Source organism: Simiduia sp. 21SJ11W-1 (genome assembly GCF_024138675.1).
Classification (GTDB): domain Bacteria; phylum Pseudomonadota; class Gammaproteobacteria; order Pseudomonadales; family Cellvibrionaceae; genus Simiduia.
Window position 1 is genome coordinate 2,348,400 of sequence record NZ_CP090959.1, and the last position, 14,348, is coordinate 2,362,747.

Sequence of the window (14,348 nt, forward strand, 5' to 3'; positions counted from 1 at the left end):
AGGCTACTCCTTGTCGAATATTTCGCGGTAGGTGGCCCCTAGCGCGCGTACTCGCTCGTTGGATTGTTCTACATCGCGCTGATAGGTAGAGGCATCCACCACCGTGGGGCGCAGCAGTATTACCAGCTCCGTTTTAACTTTACGGTAATTTTTTTTGCTAAAAAATGCCCGCACGCCCGGCACACTGCCCAGCACCGGTGTCTTGCCGTCTACCTCTTCCAATGCCTCTTGCATCAAACCACCCAACACCACCACCTGGCCGCTTTCCGCGCGCACAATGCTGTCGCTTTCGCGAATATCCCTAACTGCCAATGGCAGTGAGAACTTTTCATCACCAATGGTGAGGTTTTTTTCCTGGTCTTTTACCTGGCTTACCACCGGGTGAATATGCAACACAATATCACCGGTGGCGGCAATTTGAGGGGTTACATCCAGAGCAATACCACTGAAGAAACTGGCCAACTCAATATTGGGCGTACTGGTGGTAGAAGATGCGTTAGAGGTGGTGTTACTGGAAAGCCCGGTTACGAAAAACTCATCAGACCCAACCCGAATCACTGCCTTTTGGTTGTTGACTGTAGAAATGCGCGGGCTGCTCAATACCTGCACGTTACCTTGCTCTTCCAACAGGTCTAGCAGTTGCGAAATATCATTCACTTTTATGAGCGAGGAGAACAACTCACCGGTTTCAGCAGCCTGGGTAATATTTGCAGGCGATTCAAACTCAGTAACATTGCGCGCCAGTAGCAATTGCCCGCCAATGGCATTCCAGTTAATACCGGCATCGAATTGATCACGCAGCCGCACCTCCAGGATTTTCGCCTCAATCACCACCTGGCGCTTAACGGTCATTTCCGAACGCTCCAGAAATTCGCGCACAGAAAATAGCTCGCCCGGCAGGGCCTTTACAATTACCATGCCCGCCTGGGGTGAAATCATCACGCGGCGCTGTTCGGTTTCGCCACCAATTATGGCCACCAGTGTTTCCCGCAGCGATGTCCAGAAATCTGTTTTGGAGAGCGTTTGCACCTGTGAGCCAGCCGACAGGTTGCCACCCTGCCCCTCACCGCCGAACATGCCCAACAGGTTGGGATTGGTAGAACCGGCCTGATTAGACGAGCCACCACTGTTATTTTGGCCATTGCCGGAACTGGAATCCATGCGGCCTACGGGCACAGAGGTATCCGAAATACCCACACGGCGTATATCCAAATAATTTATGGGAAACATTTCCGTGCGGTATTCGAGCGGGTAAATGGTATAGATACCGCCGCGCTCTTTAAATTCGTAGCCGTAAATATCGCGCGCCACTTCCAGCACTTCATGCACAGTCACGTGTTTAAGATTTAAACTGAGTGTGCCCTCAACACCCGGGTGCACCACCACATTGGTTTGGGTTCCGTCTATCAAGCCCAGAAAAAAATCCCGTGCCGGCACATTGCGCACAGACACATCAAAGCGCGGCTCCGTTGGCGCGGCCACACTGTGCTTACCCAGCAGCGTATCACTCACACTTGCAGGCACAGCTTTTGGGGCAGTTTTTTGTTGGGCTGCAACCACCGCTGCCATTTCCGCCTCAACGGGAAAATGCTCTTGCTTGGCGGCAGATGTACAACCCACCAGCAGCGCCGCGAGCACCACATAACCACCATAGAGCCCCCTGGCACCGGCTGATTTTGACGCAGTTGTCGTATTTCTAATCACCGTTCATCCTATGGCGTGGAATTCGCACGCTTTACCTGTTGATGTAATCGCAGCAAGGTTTCACCTTTGGCCGTTTGCAGGCGCACAAAATTGGGCTCAATGCGCACTACCCGGGCCTGGCTTACCCGATCACCTTCTCCCACCAGCTGGCCATTAATAATTGCACGCTTACGCTGTTGAGATATGAATATAGAACTTAACTGCCAGCCCTCTGCAACGGGCTTTGCAGGCTGGTAGTGCAGTGGTTGCGTGGGGTCTGAAAGCGCTGCCGCCCAAGGGGTTGATGGCAATACAACCATCGCAACCATCAACGCCTGCATACTTACCTTACGCACCGAAGTTGCCTCGTTCCGTGGTGAGGGTGTACACCTCAAGCTCTACCTTGGCGCTGGGGTAGCCTTCAACCACATAGCGCATTTCAGACCAAAAGAAACGCCAGTCGAGGGCCTCAAGGGCCACCAGATAATCAGCCACCTTGAAGTAACTGCCCGCCAAGGTGATTTTTACGCGATGTTTAAATACGCCGGTCACCAAATCTGCATTGGCATCTACAGATTCATCGTTGAGCTTTAGTTGCTCAATGGGCAGTGTCTGTAAACTCACAAGCCTTAATGAATCGGTTTTAAGCAGTACATTTTCCAATACACGGGGCAAATCCGCAGCGGCAATGAGCCCTACGCTGAGATTGGCCAGCTGATCATCAACCTGTTTTAAATCAAGCCTTGCCTGTGCCAGCTGGCGGCGCATTTCTGCATCGGGATCTTGGCTTTGTTTATTTTCAAGGTTGCGAATTTGCACAGTTTGGGATTGCAAGTCGTTTTCCAGCTGCTGCACCTGGGTTTCGAGACTTACAAATTTCGCTGTTTGGCTGCTGCCAATGAGCAGGCTCCAAAGGCCGTAGATAACAACCAGCGCCACACCCAATACCAATGCGCGTTCGCGCTGTGAAAGGGCTTCAAATTTGGCGCGATAGGATTTAAGGGCGTCCATTAGCGCCTCCTGCCAAGCTCACCTGTGCTTCGTGGCTCACCTGAAACTGCACAGCTTTGGGGCCGGTTCGTTCAATCAATAAATTGCCAAACACCGCCTGCTTGAACGCCGCCTCAAATTGCAGCCGTTGCAAATATTGCGGCACCGCCTCAGGTGTTTTTGCATTGCCCGCCAGGGCCACTTTCTGCCCGCCCATTAGCAGGCCAAACCCGGTTAGTGAAAGCTCGGGCTGGTGCTGGCGGGCCATGGCCATGAGTTGCTCTGAAAACCCCGCGCTATTGCCAAGGTTCTGGCGCTGAATAAGTTCATAAATGCGCTCGCGCCGGGCAAGCTCGGCACGGGTTTCATCCAGCTCACGCTGTAAGGTGGCAGCCTGGCTACGGGGCATATTCGCCAACAGCTCGTCTATGTGTTGTTGCCCTTGTGTAAACTCCGCCTGCAACTGGCCAAGCTCTGCTTTCAGCCGGTTGGATTCGAGCCAGTCGAACCCGCTCACCAACGCACACAACAGCACCACTGCAACCAAAGACGAAACCGCAGCTTGAGTGGTAATCAGTTCACGCTCTGGCTGTAGCTCCGGCAAATAAAGGTTTACTTGCTGCCAACTCATTGCACGGCCTCCCGGCGCAAGCTTGCACCAATCACAGACGCACAATGCTGCAAGATTGCCTCGTCGTACTGCTCATCTGGCGCTACCAAGTCCGCGATAGAAAGCACACTGAATTCAACGCCAAAAAAAGCCTGCCGCAGCGATTGGGTAATTTTGTCGGCCGTTACGTGCTCGCCATACAAACAAATTTGCGCTGGCGGCACCTGGCCAAGCTGGCGTTCGTAGTAATCAAATGAGCGCTGCAGCTCAAGAATGAGCGCATCTACGGGGAGGTCATCCAGCAGGCCACCGCTGTAGTTGAGCGCAAAGTTGCGCGACAAATACAGGCAGTCGTCTTTCACCAGCGTCATGGCGCCGCGACCTTCATCTATGTGTACCAATGCCACACCACGCGGGCCAGGTGCAGCAGCAAGTGCCAGGTTGCGCGACGACATTTCATCAATATCAATACTCGAAAGCTCGAGCTTCGCAGCCAGCACGGTATCAATAGCGGCGGTAATAAAATCGCGCTTGGCTACCACCGCATACACAAGCTTTTGCCCGGCCCGGCCGCAATCATCCGGCAGAGGCATCACGTCGATCACGGCATCTTCAAGGGGGAAGCTGATTAAATCTTTGACCTTCCACTTGATGGCGTCACGCAGCTCGTTGCCGGGCACCTTGGGTGCTTCCATCATAAACAGTTGGTAGCGCTCGGGCTCCAACACCAAATTACAGCCCACGCCGCCAAGGCTCAGGCCTTTCACGCGCTCGCTTAACAGGCGGCGACGCGCGGGCCAGTCGTCTTCAACCTCCAGGGTTTCACACACCTTTAGCCGCGCATTGGCGCCTTCGCCCATGCACAGCGCAAGATTCATTTGGCCTTCACGAAATTGCAGCCCGGCCAAACCCGGCGGCTTTGAGCGTGTCCACAAAGATTTCAGCAACTTGCCCCCAACCCTGTTAGTGGTTTATTTGGCAGGTTATCGGCGTGAGATCAAAAACTTGATGTGCAAAGGCAGGCTGGCCACCGATGACACACACCCAAACAAGGCCTGGGTTCATTCACCATCAGCGATGGCAACAACACTGGCAAAAGCCAGCCACGGGTAACGACGGTGAGAAAAGGTGCCGATTACCGTAAAATATTCACCAATTCGTTATAACTGTAGTTTTATCAATAACTTCCCGCAAGTTGGTCAGGTAAAAACTCAAGCCGCCCTCACCAACTGCCAGCTATGGCCCTAATAAGGCCGATAAAGAGACATAAATGCTAAATATTGTGCTTTACGAGCCAGAAATCCCCCCAAATACGGGCAACATCATTCGCTTGTGCGCAAACATGGGCGCGCAACTGCACCTGGTTGAACCCTTGGGCTTTGAGCTGGATGACAAAAAGCTGCGAAGAGCAGGCCTGGACTACGGTGAGTGGGCAAGGGTGAAGCGCCACGCAAACTGGGCCGCACTCTTGGCGGAGGCGCCATCGGAGCGGATGTTCGCACTCACCACCAAAGGCCAGCGCGCACCCAGCCAGCAGCAATTTGCGCCCGGTGATTGGCTGGTATTCGGGCCGGAATCGCGGGGGCTACCCGCCGAGGTGCGGGCGCAATTTCCCGCCGATAACCTGCTGCGTATCCCCATGGTGGCCGAGTCGCGCAGCCTCAACCTATCAAACGCGGTGGCCATTGTGGCCTATGAAGCCTGGCGCCAATTAGGTTTTACCGGAGCGCAATAGGCTCTAAAATGCCCGCCTTTAAAACCGATAGAGAAGCGAGATGGCCAAAGTAATTGTATTTGTAGGCACCGTCATGGGCACAGCCGAAGGTGTGGGCCTTGCCATGGCAAAGCAGCTGGAATCTGAAGGCCATAAGGCGCGGGTAGAAATGAGCCCGCGCGCGCAGGACTTGCTGGAAAACAAAGACGCGCTGTGGATCTTCTGCACCTCCAATACCGGCGCTGGCGATCTGCCAGACAACATCCAGGATTTTTACGTGCAACTTACCCAGGAGTTTCCGGCCATCGCCGGCCAGCACTACCGGATGGTGATTTTAGGCGACAGCTGCTACCCCACCTTCGCCGAGGCCGGGCATCGACTGGATGCAGCCCTCGCAGACATAGGCGCAGTGCGCGATGGTGAGCCACTGGTGCTTGACGCCATGACCGGCGAAGACCCGCAAGAACAAGCGCTCACCTGGCTTAAGGGCTGGGCAGAAACCCTATGACCGACACCCCCATCGGCCTGTTTTACGGCAGCTCAACCTGCTACACCGAAATGACTGCAGAGAAAATCCAGCAGCGCTTGGGCGCAGATTTGGTAAGCATATTTAACATTGCCGACACCCCCATCGAGCAGGCCAATGATTACGCCTACCTGATTTTAGGCATCCCCACCTGGGATTACGGCGAGCTGCAAGAAGATTGGGAAAACATCTGGCCAGAGCTTGATGCCGTGGATGTGGCGGGCAAGCACATTGCGCTGTTTGGCCAGGGTGATCAAATTGGCTACCCCGAGTGGTTTTTGGATGCCATGGGCTACCTGCACGATAAACTGGTGGCCGCCGGCGCCCTGCCCGCGGGCTATTGGCCGGTAGCGGGTTATGAATTTGAAGGCTCTAAAGCGTTAACCGAAGACGGCCAGTTTTTTGTGGGCCTGGCGCTCGATGATGAAAACCAGTTTGAAGAAAGTGCCGCGCGCATTAATGCCTGGTGTGATGACCTGCGTGAAACCTGGGCGCTCTAGGCGTATTGAATGCTGGGCGTCTGCAAATATGGGTATTTGAAGAAAAGCGTTTGAAATTACAGGGGCGATAAAGCCCGGCCCGTGAGCTACCCCGTAAACGCAAAAGGCCCGCACGCGGCGGGCCCAGAGTGGCGGTAAAGCGCTGTGCATTGCGCAGTTTTACAAACCCACCAAGCGCCATAAAATCAGCACCGAGCACCCAAGCATCATCAGCCAGTTGATCAAGATGCCAAGCTGGCGGGGTTTGGATGGCCCGGCACTGCTGCCCAGGCCCCACACGTGTAGCAAGCGCGCCACAAACAAGCTGCAACCAAACAGGTGGATTAACCAGTCTGCGCCGCCGGTCACCTCAAGGGCCACCAGCAGCAGTAATGAAATAGGCACATATTCGGTGGCATTGCCATGCACGCGAATCACGCGCTCAAGTTCCGGATGGCCGCCAGCGCCCACACCCACGCGGTGCTTTAGGCGATAACGCACAACCATGGCCGCCAGCACGAGAATCAGCAGGCCGCACAGGGCGATGTACAAGGGTGAAACAAGCAATGGGTAACTCATAACGTTGGGTCCGATCTTCTTAGTGTTATCTTGGCGGGCTCACACCCGGGGCATAAACCAAAATCTACCCCATTAAACGAAAAAAAACAGCGCTTGCACACTGTTGCCGCGTAATTAAACCCACAACTTGATCAAGGTCACTAAGCGCAGGCTGCCAACGTGGAAAAAACACCGCCCGATTTACACACCCATACCACACCAGGCCTATGCTGGCGCGATGGCCAACCCTTCTCAACGGCCTTTGATGATTTCTACTTTTCATCCACCGATGGCCTGGCAGAATCGCGCTACGTATTTTTACAGCACAACCAGCTGGCCGAACGCTGGGCCGCACTCACAGAGCCCGCCTTTACCATTGGCGAAACAGGGTTTGGCACGGGGCTTAATTTTTTAGCTGCCGCCACCTTGTGGTTGGCAACGGCACCTGCAAGCGCCACCTTGCACTTTGTAAGCCTTGAGAAATACCCCCTAAGCCGTGCAGAACTCGCCCAGGCGCTGGGCCTGTGGCCGGAGTTGAATGAATTGGCCCAGCAGCTCGTTGCCGCCTACCCCCATCAACCGGAGCAAGAGATCTACGCCCTGAGCCTGGCCGGTGGCCGGGTGCGGCTTACACTGATGATTGGCGATGCCGAGCTGGCACTGCGCTACCAAATACACAACCAGCACCCGCAATTTGCCCACCCCAAAATGCAGGTAGATGCCTGGTTTCTTGATGGCTTCACGCCGGCACGCAACCCCGAGATGTGGTCTGCCGCGCTCTTTGACACGCTTGCCGCGCTTTCCGGGCCCAGCACAACACTGGCCACCTTCACTGCGGCAAGCGCTGTGCGCCGGGGCCTGCAGGCTGCGGGCTTCAACATTGCCCGCCACAAAGGCTTTGGCATAAAGCGCGAAATGCTGAGCGCGCGCTTCACCCCAAGTGCACCCAATCTGGAAAAGGCCACAGAGCCACACGCAATTACAGAGGCTAAGGCCCCAATAGAAAACACCATTAAACCCGTTGCCAGCGCGGAACCGCAGCCTGCAAAAACGCCTTGGGCGCTATACACCCAAAAACCCGTCGGGCGCAGCTTGCTGGTAATAGGTGCCGGTATGGCCGGCTGCCACACTGCCCGCGCCTTCGCACGCCGTGGCTGGCAAGTTTTGGTGGTAGATGCAGCAAGCAAGCCTGCCAGCGGTGCCTCGGGCAACGCCCAAGGGGTGGTGTATGCCAAGCTCTCCCCCAAGCGTCACCTGGCAGCGCGCTTTAATTTAACGGCGCTGCAATATGCACTGAACGTGTACCGCGACTTCTGGCAGGCGAACCCGGCGCACGGCCAAGCCTGTGGCGTTTTACAACTCGCCCATGAAAAAGATACCCCAGAGCAACACCAAGCCGCTCTTGCCACCCTGCCCCAAACCTTTGCCCGCTGGCTTAGCCAAGCCGAGGCCGCTCAAGTGGCCGGTGTGGATGTCTCTGGCGGCGGAACCTGGCTGCCCGAGGCCGGCTGGCTTGACCCCGGGGTGTTGTGCCAATGGTTGTTGACGCACCCGGGCATTAGCACCCACTTTAACGAAACCCTGCACACGCTCACCCCGTTGGCCCGGGGCCGCTGGCAGGTAACGGGCAGGCAGCAGCAATGGCAGGCAGATGCTGTGGTAATTGCCTGCGCCCACCAAAGCCTGCAGTTCGAACAATGTAAAACCCTGCCCTTAAAGGCGATTCGCGGCCAGGTTACGCGGCTGCCAAGCAATAACACGCTGGCACCGCTGCGCTGTGTACTCACCCGCGAAGGCTACCTGGCACCCAACTACCAAGGGCTGCACAGCCTGGGCGCCACCTTTAATCTGGGCGATACCCGCACAGAACTGTGCGAGCAAGATCACCAGAGTAATTTGCAGATGCTGGCCCACACCCTGCCACGCCACGAGCGCCCGCAGGCTGCATCACTCGGTGGCCGTGTGGGGTTTCGCTGCACCTCGCCGGATTACCTGCCCATCGTAGGGCCAATGCCCAATATAGAGGCCTTCACCCAAACCTATGGCGCCATGCGCCGCAATGCCCGCGCAGCCATTGCCCAGGCACCCGGCTACTGGCCCAACCTGTTTGTGAACCTGGCCCACGGCTCGCGTGGCTTGGCCTACAGCCCCCTGTGTGCAGAGCTGTTGGCAGCCTACGCAGATTCAAGCCCATGGCCCATGCACCCGGCGCTTGCCGAGGCACTGAACCCCGCGCGTTTTGTTATGCGCGATATAGCCCGCAACAAGCGCTAAGGCACAGGGCGCGCCTACGCCCTGCGGTTACATCTTCTACACTCTGTACACCAACCACAGAGGATAAAGCCATGCTCCTACACGCTGGACGCCGCAGATCGCAACTGCCCGCAGGCGTAGACTCCATTCACAATTACTATGAATTGCAGGTGCTGGATGAAATTGCCAATCGCAGCAGCCGCGCATTGGAAGATGCAGACTTCATGGCCGATGTGGCCTGCGTGGCGCTCAATCACCTGCCGCCGCGCTACATCCGCCACGATGTAGACATGAGCTTTTTTCTCTCGCCCCAAGAGCAGGAAGAAATGCAAAAAAAGGTTCGCAAAGCCGTGAAAGATGCCCTGAAATATGTGCAGAAACGCGAGCAAGACAAAAGCGAGGCAGACGCAACCGAGGCTTAAGCCGGCCGGTAACCGGCGCGCATCAGGGCGCGCCGGGTGTCGTGTTTGCCTGTGGCATCAACACCTGGGAGCCGGCGCCGCAGGAAATAATGGTACGCATGGCAGCCTCAACACTGACCGCTGGCAACAGCTCTATGCAGCTGGCCGGCAAGTGGTACACCACCCCAGAGGTAGGAATGGGGGCGGTGGGCATAAACACCGTGAAATCGCCGTTGGCGTGCTTGGCTGTAACAATCACGGTTACCGTAATGGGAACGGCTGGCCCGTAGATGCGCGCCAACGCCACTTCGCCAGCCAGTAGTGAGCTGGTAGAGCCACCGCCCAAAAATTGCCCCACCACATCGCTGATGGTTTTATAGCCGGGCGCTATACGTTTAAGCACCCGCTCCAACTGGGTGTGAACCCACGCACCCACACTGGTTTTTACCAACAAACCAATCACGCAAAAGCACAGCAGCAAACCCGCAATCACCAGCACATCGGCAAGCCAGCCGTAGGCGCCCAAGCGCGGAGCCAAATCGGCACTGATGGGCGCCAGAAAATCACTTAACAGCGTATAAAACCAGTGCGCCACCAACAACAAAATACACAGCGGCAGCACCACGGCCAACCCACCTAGCAAGGTCAGCCAGATAAATGATTTAATGCGATTCAAAGTCTCACTCCTAAGGAAATTCGCGTGCCTAATGTACTGGCTATTGCCTTGCTTGTCATGACATGCGTGGCAAGCGCTGCGCCGGAAAAGCTGCAATACACAGAACGCGGCACGCGCGCGCACCCAAACCTTGCCTTTACCCAGGGGTTATTTATCCATCAGGCGCAATTTTGGGAAACCAGCGGCGGCTACGGCAAATCTTTCATTCAGCGCTACCCGCTTTCGGCTGGCGCAAATCAAACGCAAGTGCGCCACCTGCCCCGGCGCGACTTTGCCGAGGGGCTCGCGCTTACCCCCAATGGCCTGTGGATGCTCACCTGGCAGCAGGGCTTGGCCAAGCGCTTAAATACCGAGGATTTTGCCGTAGTTGGGGTCGCGCACTACAAAGGCGAAGGCTGGGGCCTCACCTACAACGGCACCCACCTGATCATGAGCAACGGCTCCAACGAGCTTGCCTTTCGCAACCTGGCGTTTGAGCAAACACACACACTGGCCGTCACCTTTAACGAACAACCCCTGCACCGGCTGAACGAACTGGAATACGCCCATGATTTTATTTGGGCCAACGTATGGTTTGAGCCCATTATTGTGGCCATTGCCCCCGCCACAGGTAAGGTAGTTGCCTATTTGGATTTGTCGGCCATTGTGGAAAAAGAAGCAGCGCTACACCCGCGCGGGCTGGCACCGGAGGCCACCCTAAACGGCATAGCCTTTGATGCAGCGCGCAATACCCTGTGGGTAACGGGTAAAAACTGGCGCAACCTGTACGAATTGGCACTGCCCAAATGGCCAGCAAGCAGCCCCGGCGCCTAACTGTTTCATCACAGGCGGCGGCTAGTGAAGCTGCAAATAGAAGCGGTAAATTGAAACGGTGAATTGAAACCGTGAGCGGCTGGCAGCAGCGCTATTGCACAACCAAAGGCTGCCAGCGCACGCCGTTGCGGCCGGCTTTTTTCACCAGGTACATAGCCGCATCGGCCTGACGCAACAGCGCCTCGGCCAGCGCTTCAACGGGAATTTTGTGCTTGCGTGGCTCCCAGCTGCACACCCCGATGGAGGCCGTAAGCGGCACCGGCTGGCCCTGGGAGGTTTCCACCCGCATGGTGGCTATGGCCTCACTCACCCGCTGCGCGGTTTCCATGGCTTGCTCTGCATCGCACACCGGCAACAACACCACAAACTCCTCGCCGCCAAAACGCGCCAGCACATCGGTTTTGCGCAGCTCTTTTTGCAGCACCGCGGCCACCTCGCGCAGGCACACATCGCCCACCGAATGGCCGAAGTTATCGTTAATCTTCTTAAAGTGATCCAAATCCACAAAAAAACAGCTCACCGGCTGATGATTGCGCTCAGCGCGTGCAAGCTCCAGCGGTAAATCCTGCTCAAAGGCGGCGCGGTTGCCCACTTTGGTGAGCGGGTCTTGGCGGCCCTCGCGGCGCAATTGCTCCCGGGCGACACAGTGCTCGATACACAACGCCAAAATAGCCCCCAAATGCTGAAGAAAATCTGCCGCTTTGTCTGGCGTGAAGCGCTCAGGCTGCTCACTGGCCAAGTGCAGGCTGCCCTGCAAGCGCCCCTGGGTGCGCAGCGGCAACAGCGCACAGCTGCCTATGGGGCCAGCCCCCGGAAACAACCGCCCCAGTGACAGCGTATCCACCTCGCCCAACACCGGCTGCTGGCGCTGGCCGTAGAGCTGCTCGAAAAACTCCTCGCGGTGGCGCAGCTGCACCTTGGGTAGCCAGCGCTTGAGGTTTAGCGCGTCAAACAGCTGGGCCAGCACATAGTCTTTATCAAACAACACCAGGCTTACCGCCTGCAATTGAAAGTGCCGGGGGGCCTGATCTATTAGCACATCAAACAATTCAGGCAGGGAGGCAGCTTCCAAAAGCTGGAATTCAAAGGCCTGAAACCGCTGTGCGATGCGCTGATTGTCATCAATGCGCGCAACTAATCGGTCAATTAAGCCCTGTAGACGCTGATTTTCGGCTGCTAAATCCAATTGCTCTCACTCATAAACCACCACATCAGGAATATCGGCCAAAGCACTGCCCCCTCAAGGGGATTCGGTTAGAATAGCGCCGATTTAGTATTAACGTATGAGTTACCCCATGACCGAACTACTCTCCCCCGCCGGCACCCTCAAAAGCATGCGCTTTGCCTTCGCCTACGGCGCCGATGCCGTTTACGCAGGCCAACCGCGCTACAGCCTACGGGTGCGCAACAACGAGTTCAACAAGCTCGAGAATCTTGCCGCCGCGGTAGAAGAGGCCCATGGCATGGGCAAACAGTTCTATTTGGCCTCCAACATCGCGCCCCATAACGACAAGGTCAAAACCTACCTGCGCGATCTTGAGCCGGTAATAGAGATGAAGCCAGATGCGCTGATCATGTCAGACCCGGGCCTGATCATGCTGGTAAAAGACAAGTGGCCAGAGCAGCAGGTACACCTCTCTGTGCAGGCCAACGCGGTGAACTGGGCCTCGGTAAAGTTCTGGGGCAAGCAGGGAATCTCGCGGGTGATTCTCTCGCGGGAACTGTCGCTGGATGAAATTGAAGAAATCCGCAGCCAGGTGCCCGAGATGGAGCTGGAAGTGTTTGTGCACGGCGCCCTGTGCATTGCCTATTCCGGCCGCTGCCTGCTTTCGGGCTACATGACCCACCGCGACCCCAACCAGGGCGCCTGCACCAATTCCTGCCGCTGGGAATACAACGCCCACGAGGCCAAGGAAAACGAGCTGGGCGATTTGATTGCCGTAGACAAACCGCAACTGTTCGACCCCAACGACGAAGTGCAACCGGTGCTCCTGCAGGAAAAGAGCCGCCCCGGCGAATACATGCCCGCCTACGAAGACGAGCACGGCACCTACATCATGAACTCCAAAGACCTGCGCGCCGTGCAGCATGTGGAGCGGCTGGTAAAGATGGGCATTCACTCGCTCAAAATTGAAGGCCGCACAAAAAGCCACTACTACGTGGCCCGCACCGCGCAGGTGTACCGCCGCGCCATCGATGAAGCCCACGCCGGCAAGCCCTTCGATATGAATTTAATGCAAGAGCTGGATCACCTGGCCAACCGCGGCTACACCGAAGGCTTCTACCGCCGCCATGTACCCAGCGAATACCAAAACTACACCCAAGGCAACTCCGCCAACGTACACCAGCAATTTGTGGGCGAAGCGCTAGAAGTAAAAGACAATTGGCTCACGCTGGATGTAAAAAACCGTTTTGAACAAGGCGACCAGGTGGAATTGATTACGCCTAACGGCAACCAACGCTTTCACCTCACCGCCATTGAAAACAAAAAAGGCCACGCCATAGACGCAGCCCCCGGCTCCGGCCACCAAGTGCGTATTCAATTACCCGAAGGTGTGCAACTGGGCGATACGGCAGATTACGCGATGTTAATGCGGTATATGTGAGCATGAATTGCGTGGGTGGTTGAGGAATACCTACGGGAGATATCCGGGGAAGTCTTGCCATGGCTACATCCTTGTCGGCAATGAAGTGAGAGGTGAATGCAACACAGGGGTTAAGGCGGTATTACCGAAAGATGAATGATGCGCCTTAATTCTTATCTGACCCCGATTATTCACCCCGATTATTCGATGTTAATGCGGTATATGTGAGTGATGTAGCAAGTATCAGCCAGGTGCCCGCCACCTCTACTTTATGAGCTGGCACCTAGCCACTAGGCACCTAGCCCAAAAAAGGAATTCAATAGAGCATATGGACACAAAGCATACAGCCATTAAATTTTATGGCATTTACCTCATCGTCGCAGTCATCACAATTGCGTGTTTGCTCATGAATGGCCCCATGCGCGGTGGCCTTCCCCTAGATACAACAGTTGTTGAGCGAATTGCTTTTATCTCTGAGCACCGCGGGATTTGGGCGCTGTCTTGGTTTTGCTGGATGCTTTCAGCACTGGGGCTTTTTGTATTCTGCGCAATTCTTGCCGATGAACTGAAAGCCAGCCTCGCGCGCACTGTAGGTTTATCATTTGTTGGCATGGGCATAGCACCAGATTTAATTGCGGAAGTTATCTACGCATTTGTAATCCCCAAGATTATCGCCCAAAGCCAAGACATTCCTCTCATAGAAGCACTAGAAATAATCGCCATGCATCTTACGGGCTATCTTGGCAACGGCTTATACAACCTCGGTGGCCTGGTGCTTACCTGCGCAGCCTTGGCACAAGGCCGGCTTGAAACCTGGGTAGCCATTTGGGGCATCTCGGCCTGGATATTAGGATTGCTACTCTCGTGCGCCATTGCTATTGGCGCACTGGGCGCTGCAGAATTTTTTACGGCCACCGCCATGGTATTAAGTACCAGCTGGATGCTGATTTTCGCCCACCGGGTACTTAACAAGTGAATGACTACGCCATTGTAAAAATTATTCACCTGGGGGCACTTATATTTTGGATTGGGCCGGCGCTTGGTGCCTGGCTTGCGCTAA

At 55.8% G+C, this 14,348-nt stretch carries 16 protein-coding genes; 8 read left to right on the plus strand and 8 right to left on the minus strand.

The window, feature by feature from the left end; all coding sequences use genetic code 11:
- Window positions 1–3: 3 nt before the first annotated feature.
- Genes mshL through pilM form a run of 5 tightly spaced genes read right to left on the minus strand, consistent with a single transcriptional unit; the run spans window position 4 to window position 4,230 of the window.
- Window positions 4–1,704: a pilus (MSHA type) biogenesis protein MshL gene (gene mshL / locus L1F30_RS10455; protein ID WP_371922629.1), complete on the minus strand. Its 1,701-nt coding sequence runs from the start codon at window positions 1,702–1,704 to the stop codon at window positions 4–6.
- A gap of 8 nt (window positions 1,705–1,712) precedes the next feature.
- Window positions 1,713–2,039 (minus strand): MSHA biogenesis protein MshK, encoded by a 327-nt coding sequence (locus L1F30_RS10460; protein WP_253356027.1) that lies wholly within the window; start codon window positions 2,037–2,039, stop codon window positions 1,713–1,715.
- Window positions 2,032–2,694: a hypothetical protein gene (locus L1F30_RS10465; RefSeq protein ID WP_253356028.1), complete on the minus strand. Its 663-nt coding sequence runs from the start codon at window positions 2,692–2,694 to the stop codon at window positions 2,032–2,034. Before L1F30_RS10465 ends, L1F30_RS10460 begins: the two co-directional genes overlap by 8 nt.
- Complete coding sequence (locus L1F30_RS10470) at window positions 2,681–3,304, minus strand: hypothetical protein (protein WP_253356029.1); 624 nt, start codon at window positions 3,302–3,304, stop codon at window positions 2,681–2,683. Before L1F30_RS10470 ends, L1F30_RS10465 begins: the two co-directional genes overlap by 14 nt.
- Window positions 3,301–4,230 carry a type IV pilus biogenesis protein PilM gene (pilM, locus tag L1F30_RS10475; protein WP_253356030.1) on the minus strand — a complete coding sequence of 310 codons (930 nt, stop codon included), beginning with the start codon at window positions 4,228–4,230 and terminating at the stop codon, window positions 3,301–3,303. The genes L1F30_RS10470 and pilM overlap by 4 nt, the downstream gene beginning before the upstream one ends.
- A 323-nt stretch (window positions 4,231–4,553) precedes the next feature.
- Here pilM and trmL point away from each other — a divergent pair, with 323 nt between their 5' ends.
- Genes trmL through fldB form a run of 3 tightly spaced genes read left to right on the plus strand, consistent with a single transcriptional unit; the run spans window position 4,554 to window position 6,023 of the window.
- The gene (trmL, locus tag L1F30_RS10480) at window positions 4,554–5,018 is read left to right on the plus strand and encodes a tRNA (uridine(34)/cytosine(34)/5-carboxymethylaminomethyluridine(34)-2'-O)-methyltransferase TrmL (protein ID WP_253356031.1); all 465 of its coding nucleotides are present in this window, start codon (window positions 4,554–4,556) and stop codon (window positions 5,016–5,018) included.
- A gap of 40 nt (window positions 5,019–5,058) precedes the next feature.
- Window positions 5,059–5,505 carry a flavodoxin domain-containing protein gene (locus L1F30_RS10485; protein WP_253356032.1) on the plus strand — a complete coding sequence of 149 codons (447 nt, stop codon included), beginning with the start codon at window positions 5,059–5,061 and terminating at the stop codon, window positions 5,503–5,505.
- Window positions 5,502–6,023, plus strand: coding sequence for a flavodoxin FldB (gene fldB / locus L1F30_RS10490; protein WP_253356033.1), 522 nt, complete (start codon window positions 5,502–5,504; stop codon window positions 6,021–6,023). The genes L1F30_RS10485 and fldB overlap by 4 nt, the downstream gene beginning before the upstream one ends.
- A 159-nt stretch (window positions 6,024–6,182) precedes the next feature.
- On the opposite strand, the gene L1F30_RS10495 is transcribed toward fldB, so the two are convergent.
- Window positions 6,183–6,581 carry an MAPEG family protein gene (locus L1F30_RS10495; protein WP_253356034.1) on the minus strand — a complete coding sequence of 133 codons (399 nt, stop codon included), beginning with the start codon at window positions 6,579–6,581 and terminating at the stop codon, window positions 6,183–6,185.
- A gap of 159 nt (window positions 6,582–6,740) precedes the next feature.
- Between L1F30_RS10495 and mnmC the strand changes: the two genes are divergently transcribed.
- Both mnmC and L1F30_RS10505 read left to right on the plus strand, forming a co-directional pair.
- Window positions 6,741–8,834 (plus strand): bifunctional tRNA (5-methylaminomethyl-2-thiouridine)(34)-methyltransferase MnmD/FAD-dependent 5-carboxymethylaminomethyl-2-thiouridine(34) oxidoreductase MnmC, encoded by a 2,094-nt coding sequence (gene mnmC, locus L1F30_RS10500; RefSeq protein WP_253356035.1) that lies wholly within the window; start codon window positions 6,741–6,743, stop codon window positions 8,832–8,834.
- Window positions 8,835–8,905: 71 nt separating this feature from the next.
- Window positions 8,906–9,235, plus strand: coding sequence for a late competence development ComFB family protein (locus L1F30_RS10505; RefSeq protein WP_253356036.1), 330 nt, complete (start codon window positions 8,906–8,908; stop codon window positions 9,233–9,235).
- 22 nt (window positions 9,236–9,257) lie between these two features.
- On the opposite strand, the gene L1F30_RS10510 is transcribed toward L1F30_RS10505, so the two are convergent.
- Window positions 9,258–9,890, minus strand: coding sequence for a DUF502 domain-containing protein (locus tag L1F30_RS10510; RefSeq protein ID WP_253356037.1), 633 nt, complete (start codon window positions 9,888–9,890; stop codon window positions 9,258–9,260).
- A 24-nt stretch (window positions 9,891–9,914) separates the two neighbouring features.
- Between L1F30_RS10510 and L1F30_RS10515 the strand changes: the two genes are divergently transcribed.
- Window positions 9,915–10,703, plus strand: a complete 789-nt coding sequence (locus L1F30_RS10515) for a glutaminyl-peptide cyclotransferase (RefSeq protein ID WP_253356038.1) — start codon at window positions 9,915–9,917, stop codon at window positions 10,701–10,703.
- Between the two features lie 91 nt (window positions 10,704–10,794).
- Here the strand turns inward: L1F30_RS10515 and L1F30_RS10520 are convergent, their stop codons facing one another.
- On the minus strand, window positions 10,795–11,889 hold the full coding sequence (locus L1F30_RS10520) for a GGDEF domain-containing protein (RefSeq protein WP_253356039.1): 1,095 nt from the start codon (window positions 11,887–11,889) through the stop codon (window positions 10,795–10,797).
- Window positions 11,890–11,998: 109 nt separating this feature from the next.
- Between L1F30_RS10520 and yegQ the strand changes: the two genes are divergently transcribed.
- Window positions 11,999–13,309, plus strand: a complete 1,311-nt coding sequence (yegQ, locus tag L1F30_RS10525; protein ID WP_371922630.1) for a tRNA 5-hydroxyuridine modification protein YegQ — start codon at window positions 11,999–12,001, stop codon at window positions 13,307–13,309.
- 307 nt (window positions 13,310–13,616) lie between these two features.
- Window positions 13,617–14,264 (plus strand): hypothetical protein, encoded by a 648-nt coding sequence (locus L1F30_RS10530; protein WP_253356041.1) that lies wholly within the window; start codon window positions 13,617–13,619, stop codon window positions 14,262–14,264.
- Window positions 14,265–14,348: the final 84 nt, after the last annotated feature.

Excerpts from the sequence above, each read along its gene's own strand:
- L1F30_RS10495 (WP_253356034.1), bottom strand. The coding sequence starts at position 6,581 with ATGAGTTACCCATTGCTTGTTTCACCCTTGTACATCGCCCTGTGCGGC.
- L1F30_RS10485 (WP_253356032.1), top strand. The coding sequence starts at position 5,059 with ATGGCCAAAGTAATTGTATTTGTAGGCACCGTCATGGGCACAGCCGAA.
- fldB (WP_253356033.1), top strand. The coding sequence starts at position 5,502 with ATGACCGACACCCCCATCGGCCTGTTTTACGGCAGCTCAACCTGCTAC.
- yegQ (WP_371922630.1), top strand. The coding sequence starts at position 11,999 with ATGACCGAACTACTCTCCCCCGCCGGCACCCTCAAAAGCATGCGCTTT.
- trmL (WP_253356031.1), top strand. The coding sequence starts at position 4,554 with ATGCTAAATATTGTGCTTTACGAGCCAGAAATCCCCCCAAATACGGGC.
- L1F30_RS10530 (WP_253356041.1), top strand. The coding sequence starts at position 13,617 with ATGGACACAAAGCATACAGCCATTAAATTTTATGGCATTTACCTCATC.
- L1F30_RS10465 (WP_253356028.1), bottom strand. The coding sequence starts at position 2,694 with ATGGACGCCCTTAAATCCTATCGCGCCAAATTTGAAGCCCTTTCACAG.
- L1F30_RS10505 (WP_253356036.1), top strand. The coding sequence starts at position 8,906 with ATGCTCCTACACGCTGGACGCCGCAGATCGCAACTGCCCGCAGGCGTA.
- L1F30_RS10470 (WP_253356029.1), bottom strand. The coding sequence starts at position 3,304 with ATGAGTTGGCAGCAAGTAAACCTTTATTTGCCGGAGCTACAGCCAGAG.